Raw genomic sequence first — 6,152 nt, forward strand, 5'->3', positions numbered from 1 at the left:
ATAAAAAAATGTTATGTTTGGGTTGTGAAACGTTTGCGCTATATTTTACATGGGTTTTGGCATTTTGCGTCTTCGCATAGCCGGCATGGGACACATTCTCCATTCGTGTACAGATTGGCGGATAAAGTTATATATAAGAGGACGGAAGAAAAGTATAGGCGAACTCGAATAGGGAATCTTCTGGTCAAGGAAATAGCGGATTACTTTGGAGTCGTGCATACCTTGTCGCGGGTGGAAGTCGGAGAGAGCAAGGCTTTGTACATAGAGGATGCGGTGACGACAGTGGAAGATCTTGCTCAACTGCAACATCAATTTCATTATATCGTGCTGGCGGGAATTTATAACAGTGAATATCATATACGAAGATGGCGTCATGTCTGCAAAGACGGGCGTTTCATCGTTACGATAGATTTGTTTTTATTTGGATTGATATTTTACCGCCGGGAACAGCCCAAACAGAACTTTAAGCTAAGGTTCCCGTTTTGGAAGTACTTGTAACTTTTCCAAAGCTCTGAACTTTGGAAAAGTTTATTTGCGGTCGGGTTACTTTTGCATTTCATGCTCCGGACAATCTATTCTTAAATCATTTGTACGTAAGGGTTGGTGAAGCAGGTTACAGAAATGTCCTTGCCCTTGTTTCGAAGGGGAATAGTAGGCGCAGGTCATACACATGCGTTGGATGGTGATGATGCCAGTCTTGTTCAGATGTCGGATGATGTCGAGTAAACTCAACAACAGGTTTTCTTTATCATCAGGATGTAGCTGATCAATAGGTGTGTGAATTTCCTGTGTAAAAAGAGAGGTTTTGTTGGCGATTTCCTTCCCCTTTGGCGTGAGGTTGATGGTATAGCTCCTGGTGTCGGAGAGTTCATATTCCTTGACGATCAAGTCCTTATGTTCCAAAGTTTTGATCGTATCGCTGATCGTGGCTTTGGTCATGTTAAATTCGTCTGCCAAATAGCTCACTTTTCTCTTTTCACTGCTGTGATGAAGCAAAAAAATCAAAACCTGTACTTGGATAGGGCTTAGTGAAAACTCCTTGCTTTCCTGCCACAGCAGTGCGCGAAAAGCTTGGGCGACCCGCTCCAACGAAGCTACGATCTTGCTTTCTATGCTTTGGTTTTGATGGGTTAAATCAAAGTCGGATTTGTTCATGTGTCGATCCCCTTACCCACAGTTTTCCATTTCATAAATAAAATAGCCTTTTTGCCTAATGTCGTTTTCCCATTGTGGCTTTATACTTTCGATATGACAAAACTGGCATTCTCTTGACGTCAGTGGTTGGCCTTCTTGTTCCTTGGTTTGAAGGTAGGCTCTGCCATAGCTGTGTATTGTGGCCTCTTCTTTTGTCTCTATGGGAACAATGATGTCAAAGTGCATGACCGTGCCGTCCTTTTTTGTTACATAAGTGTCCCAAACTGCTACTTGCATGTTGATTTGTTTTTTTATTGTTTAACCACAAATGCTCCGTAAAGTTAGGATAACTAACTTTACGGAGCAAAATTTTTTAACCCTTTACTTCTGCTATGGAAGCACCAAAGTTGATGTGAAGCACATTTTCATTGGGCGTTACCAAAGCCGGAACGGATTTGACACCAGCTTTTTCTGCATCGTCTATCTTGTTTCTCTCTTCGCCAAGGTGCACGATTTCCACATTGTCCTTTCCGATCAGGTTGATGATGTCGTGTTCTGCACTGACACATACAGGACAACCGGCATGATAAAAAATTGATTTTGCCATTTGATTGAGTTTAATGTTCTGTAGCACTACTGCTATTGCAAATATAGTTAGGATTCCTAACATAATAAAATGTAAAAAAATAAATTATCTATATTTTTTCTTTATTCACTCTTTGCAAGCAGTTGTAAACAATTAAAAAGCTTCGCTGAGACTGATGTAGAAGCCGGATTGTCGTTGTTCGCCCGGTCTTTTTTCTCCGAACGCATAATCAAAACGTACCGTACTGCGGTGTTCGAGGCTAAAGAAGTAGCGAAGGCCAGCTCCATAGGTTGGCGCTGTACGAAAGGCGTGCTGTTTGGAAAAGGTGCTCCCCAAACCACCAAAGGCAACTAAGCCAACGCGAGGCATCACCCGGTAACGAACTTCTGTCTGTGCGGTTGCATAGTTTTTGTCCTTGTACCTGCCCAAGTAATATCCCCGCATGCTCATGTCGCCTCCCATATCACGGTAGACGTAGAAAGGAGCTTGTTGGCCGATTGTCCCCCGATAAAGGGCCTGTGTAGCCAGTGTTAGATTGGGTAGGGGACTGTAGAAAAAACGGCTGTCCATTTCGGCCAAACCACCGGTAAAATTGTCTGCTTTCCAAAAGTTGGGAGCATAGGCATATTTTGCCCGAACAAAGAGACCTCGGCTGCTATACGTCGTAAAATCTCTGGTATCATATAGAACAGAGGTTCCAATAGCGAGGTATTGCCCGCCGTTTTTTCCGATAATGTCCGGGTTTTCGAGGGCACCTCCCGTCTCTATGTCGCTTATCCTGAAATGTTCGTACATCGTGTTCAGTCCGACATATATACTTTTGGATACCTTACGTTCGATATCAAGCTTTACTCTGATCAGTTTTTGACCCAGGTGGTCTTCGTCTGCATATAAGGTCGAGTTGCCCAAACCATAAAAATTGAATGGCCAATCCCGATAGCGCAGCTCGGATAGGATATGGTAGGTGTTGTCATAGGTCCAGATGTCCGTATTGAGCTTGATGTTTTTTTGTTTTTTTGTAGTCAACGTAGCCATAAAGGTAACGTTGGAAGTACGGCTGAGATGGTTCTGTTTATTTGTATAGAAATCGTAGGTAGATGCCAGCCCATATTCTGCTCCTGTCTCCTGCGCATAACCGAATGCCGGCAGGATCATCAGACTACCTTCACGTGTACTGTCGCTTTGGGAGGAGAGGTATTTATTTTTAATTCTAGTGATAAGGCCGGTTTTTTTCTGTGCGTAGACCTGAGCCATTAGAAAACAAGAAAAAATAAAAATAAACAGTCTATACATATGGATATGGCTTCGATATTATGACGCAAAGATAGACGAAAAGTTTGTGATCATGCTTTGTTTTCTTCTTTTGGTAAACTTATTTGCTTGCATATCAATATACTGAGGGAATCGATATAAAAAAAAGTAAAAAATATTTTTGTAAAGTCTCCCAAGTCTATATCTTTGCAGCATCAAAATCCAGAGGGTTGCCTTTTTAGGATGTTTGAAGATGTTCTTTGTAGCATATTGGTTGTAAAAAGATTTTCGAAATCATTTGCAAAATTGAAAATAAATCGTGATTTTTGCACTCGCTCTTTATTTTTTGGAGTAGGTGTTCTTAGGTGATTTTGAAGAAAATAATAAGCCTCCTTAGCTCAGCTGGTAGAGCAACTGACTTGTAATCAGTAGGTCGCTGGTTCGATCCCGGCAGGGGGCTCAAATGCAGTTTTGCAGGTCTGGAGGGGTTCCAGAGCGGTCAAATGGGACGGACTGTAAATCCGTTGCTTCGGCTTCGAAGGTTCGAATCCTTCTCCCTCCACCACAATGATTGTGGATTGATGAATTACGATTGACGATTGAAAAAATCTAAAATTGTAAATCAAAAATCCAAAATCACAAGCGGAAGTAGCTCAATTGGTAGAGCGATAGCCTTCCAAGCTATAGGTTGCGGGTTCGAGACCCGTCTTCCGCTCGTTACATTGTCAAAAGATTATAATTTAAGTCTCTGTCTTTCATGATACACATCTGAGTAGATAGGGGCAATAATCTTTCGTAAGCTTTTATAAAAGCCGAAGTAGCTCAGGGGTAGAGCACTTCCTTGGTAAGGAAGAGGTCGTGGGTTCAAATCCCATCTTTGGCTCTATAAAATAAGTTTATTATTTTTGTACAATTTTAATAACGAAATATTTAATAATTACTAATTCGCATAAACATGGCAAAAGAGAAATTTGACCGTAGTAAACCACACTTAAACATTGGTACGATCGGTCACGTTGACCACGGTAAAACTACAACAACAGCTGCTATCACTAAAGTATTAGCTGATAAAGGTTTTTCAGAGGCTCGTTCATTTGATTCAATTGACTCTGCTCCTGAAGAAAAAGAACGTGGTATCACGATTAACACGGCACACGTAGAATACCAAACGGCTAGCCGTCACTATGCACACGTTGACTGTCCAGGTCACGCTGACTATGTGAAAAACATGGTTACTGGTGCTGCACAAATGGACGGTGCGATCATTGTTGTTGCTGCGACAGACGGCCCTATGCCTCAGACTCGTGAGCACATTCTATTGGCTCGTCAGGTAGGTGTTCCTGCATTGGTAGTATTCTTGAACAAAGTTGACTTGGTAGACGACCCTGAGTTGTTGGAGCTAGTTGAAATGGAAGTTCGTGAATTGTTGTCATTCTACGAATTCCCAGGTGATGATATCCCTGTCATCCAAGGTTCTGCATTGGGTGCATTGAACGGTGAGCCTCAGTGGGTAGACAAAATCATGGAATTGATGGATGCTGTGGACAACTACATTCCAATCCCTCCACGTTTGACTGACCTTCCTTTCTTGATGCCTATCGAAGACGTATTCTCGATCACTGGTCGTGGTACTGTTGCGACAGGTCGTATCGAAAGAGGTGTGATCAACTCTGGTGATCCGGTTGAAATCCTAGGTATGGGTGCTGAAGATTTGAAATCTACTGTAACTGGTGTTGAGATGTTCCGTAAGATTTTGGATTATGGTGAAGCTGGTGACAACGTAGGTCTATTGCTGCGTGGTATTGAGAAAACTGATATCCGTCGTGGTATGGTTATCGTAAAACCAGGTTCAGTAACTCCTCACACAGAATTCAAAGCTGAGGTTTACGTATTGTCAAAAGCTGAAGGAGGCCGTCACACGCCATTCTTCAACAAATACCGTCCTCAGTTCTATTTCCGTACGACAGACGTAACTGGTGAAATCTCTTTGCCAGAAGGTACTGAAATGGTTATGCCAGGTGATAACGTAACGATCACTGTAAAATTGATCAACGCTATTGCTATGGAAAAAGGTCTACGTTTCGCTATCCGTGAAGGTGGTCGTACCGTAGGTGCCGGTCAGGTAACTGAAATCTTAGCGTAATCTTTTCGATTATTCTAAATACAAAATAAGCTAATCAGCATCTGCTGATTAGCTTATTTTTTCGCTTTAAGACAATTCTTAAAGCCCAAAAAAGATAAATATTATTTGTTGTACTAGCGTGTAAACGCTATATTTGCAACAGTAAAAATCACACGGGTATAGTTTAAAGGTAGAACGAAGGTCTCCAAAACCTTTGGTCTGGGTTCGAGTCCTGGTACCCGTGCTAAACAAAGTTTAAGTAAACTAAAAATGGCTAAAGTACTTAATTTTATAAAAGACTCTTACGTTGAGATTACTGAAAAAGTAACTTGGCCGACTTGGTCTCAACTTCAAAACCATGCAGTAGTCGTGCTTATAGCTTCTTTGATTATCGCATTGTTGATATTTGTGATGGACAAGGCTTCAAGTAACGTTTTGGAATTATTGTACGGTACTGCGTCTTAATTTTATCCGTTTTATATTATGGCTGATCAAAGTTTGAAATGGTACGTAGTGCGTGCTGTAAGTGGTAAGGAAAAGAAAGTAAAACAATATATAGAAGCGGAAGTAAGCCGTTTGGGTATTCAGCATTTGGTGCCACAGGTATTGATACCTATGGAAAAATATTACCAGATGCGGGATGGCAAAAAGGTGGCCAAAGAGCGTAACTATTACCCAGGGTATGTATTGATTGAAGCAGCTTTGGATGGGGAGATCGAGCATGTAATCAAAAACCTTAATAGTGTTATCGGCTTCTTGGGTGACAAGGCTGGTGTGGCTATACCCCTGCGTCAGGCTGAGGTAAACCGTATCTTGGGCAAAGTGGACGAGATGGCAGAACAGGGCGAAAGCTTCAATATGACCTACTTGGTGGGCGAATCTGTCAAGGTTATCGATGGGCCTTTCAATGGGTTTACCGGAGAGATCGAAGAAGTCCATGAAGACAAGAAGAAGCTTACGGTTATGGTTAAGGTATTCGGTCGTAAGACCCCACTTGAGTTGAATTATATGCAAGTGGAGAAAGAATAAGGATATTTTCTAATAAGAGTACATAAAAAA

General features: G+C 41.7%; 8 protein-coding genes and 5 tRNA genes. 9 read left to right on the forward strand and 4 right to left on the reverse strand.

Features of this window, described 5'->3' with window-relative positions; genetic code table 11:
* Positions 1 to 24: 24 nt before the first annotated feature.
* On the forward strand, positions 25 to 498 hold the full coding sequence (locus G5B00_RS18080) for a hypothetical protein (protein WP_205966461.1): 474 nt from the start codon (positions 25 to 27) through the stop codon (positions 496 to 498).
* Between the two features lie 45 nt (positions 499 to 543).
* On the opposite strand, the gene G5B00_RS17110 is transcribed toward G5B00_RS18080, so the two are convergent.
* From G5B00_RS17110 to G5B00_RS17125, 4 genes are all read right to left on the reverse strand, one after another.
* Positions 544 to 1,155: a MarR family winged helix-turn-helix transcriptional regulator gene (locus tag G5B00_RS17110; protein ID WP_163878449.1), complete on the reverse strand. Its 612-nt coding sequence runs from the start codon at positions 1,153 to 1,155 to the stop codon at positions 544 to 546.
* 12 nt (positions 1,156 to 1,167) lie between these two features.
* Positions 1,168 to 1,431, reverse strand: a complete 264-nt coding sequence (locus G5B00_RS17115) for a DUF2024 family protein (protein ID WP_163878452.1) — start codon at positions 1,429 to 1,431, stop codon at positions 1,168 to 1,170.
* A gap of 76 nt (positions 1,432 to 1,507) precedes the next feature.
* The gene (locus tag G5B00_RS17120; protein ID WP_163878456.1) at positions 1,508 to 1,741 is read right to left on the reverse strand and encodes a thioredoxin family protein; all 234 of its coding nucleotides are present in this window, start codon (positions 1,739 to 1,741) and stop codon (positions 1,508 to 1,510) included.
* A 132-nt stretch (positions 1,742 to 1,873) separates the two neighbouring features.
* Positions 1,874 to 2,974 (reverse strand): BamA/TamA family outer membrane protein, encoded by a 1,101-nt coding sequence (locus G5B00_RS17125; protein WP_240894565.1) that lies wholly within the window; start codon positions 2,972 to 2,974, stop codon positions 1,874 to 1,876.
* A gap of 384 nt (positions 2,975 to 3,358) precedes the next feature.
* On the opposite strand from G5B00_RS17125, the gene G5B00_RS17130 reads away from it, so the two are divergent.
* The 8 genes from G5B00_RS17130 (at position 3,359) to nusG (ending at position 6,122) form a co-directional block, all read left to right on the forward strand.
* Positions 3,359 to 3,431: transfer RNA gene (locus G5B00_RS17130), tRNA-Thr, on the forward strand.
* A 21-nt stretch (positions 3,432 to 3,452) separates the two neighbouring features.
* Positions 3,453 to 3,536: transfer RNA gene (locus tag G5B00_RS17135), tRNA-Tyr, on the forward strand.
* A gap of 77 nt (positions 3,537 to 3,613) precedes the next feature.
* A tRNA-Gly gene (locus G5B00_RS17140) sits at positions 3,614 to 3,686 on the forward strand.
* A gap of 96 nt (positions 3,687 to 3,782) precedes the next feature.
* Positions 3,783 to 3,854, forward strand: a tRNA-Thr gene (locus G5B00_RS17145).
* A gap of 72 nt (positions 3,855 to 3,926) precedes the next feature.
* Positions 3,927 to 5,114 carry an elongation factor Tu gene (gene tuf / locus G5B00_RS17150; protein ID WP_163878462.1) on the forward strand — a complete coding sequence of 396 codons (1,188 nt, stop codon included), beginning with the start codon at positions 3,927 to 3,929 and terminating at the stop codon, positions 5,112 to 5,114.
* 152 nt (positions 5,115 to 5,266) lie between these two features.
* Positions 5,267 to 5,337 (forward strand) — tRNA-Trp (locus tag G5B00_RS17155).
* Between the two features lie 26 nt (positions 5,338 to 5,363).
* Complete coding sequence (secE, locus tag G5B00_RS17160) at positions 5,364 to 5,558, forward strand: preprotein translocase subunit SecE (protein WP_163878465.1); 195 nt, start codon at positions 5,364 to 5,366, stop codon at positions 5,556 to 5,558.
* 18 nt (positions 5,559 to 5,576) lie between these two features.
* Positions 5,577 to 6,122 (forward strand): transcription termination/antitermination protein NusG, encoded by a 546-nt coding sequence (gene nusG, locus G5B00_RS17165; RefSeq protein WP_163878468.1) that lies wholly within the window; start codon positions 5,577 to 5,579, stop codon positions 6,120 to 6,122.
* Positions 6,123 to 6,152: the final 30 nt, after the last annotated feature.

It is taken from the genome of Parapedobacter sp. SGR-10, from assembly GCF_011030405.1.
In the GTDB taxonomy this organism is placed as follows: domain Bacteria; phylum Bacteroidota; class Bacteroidia; order Sphingobacteriales; family Sphingobacteriaceae; genus Sphingobacterium.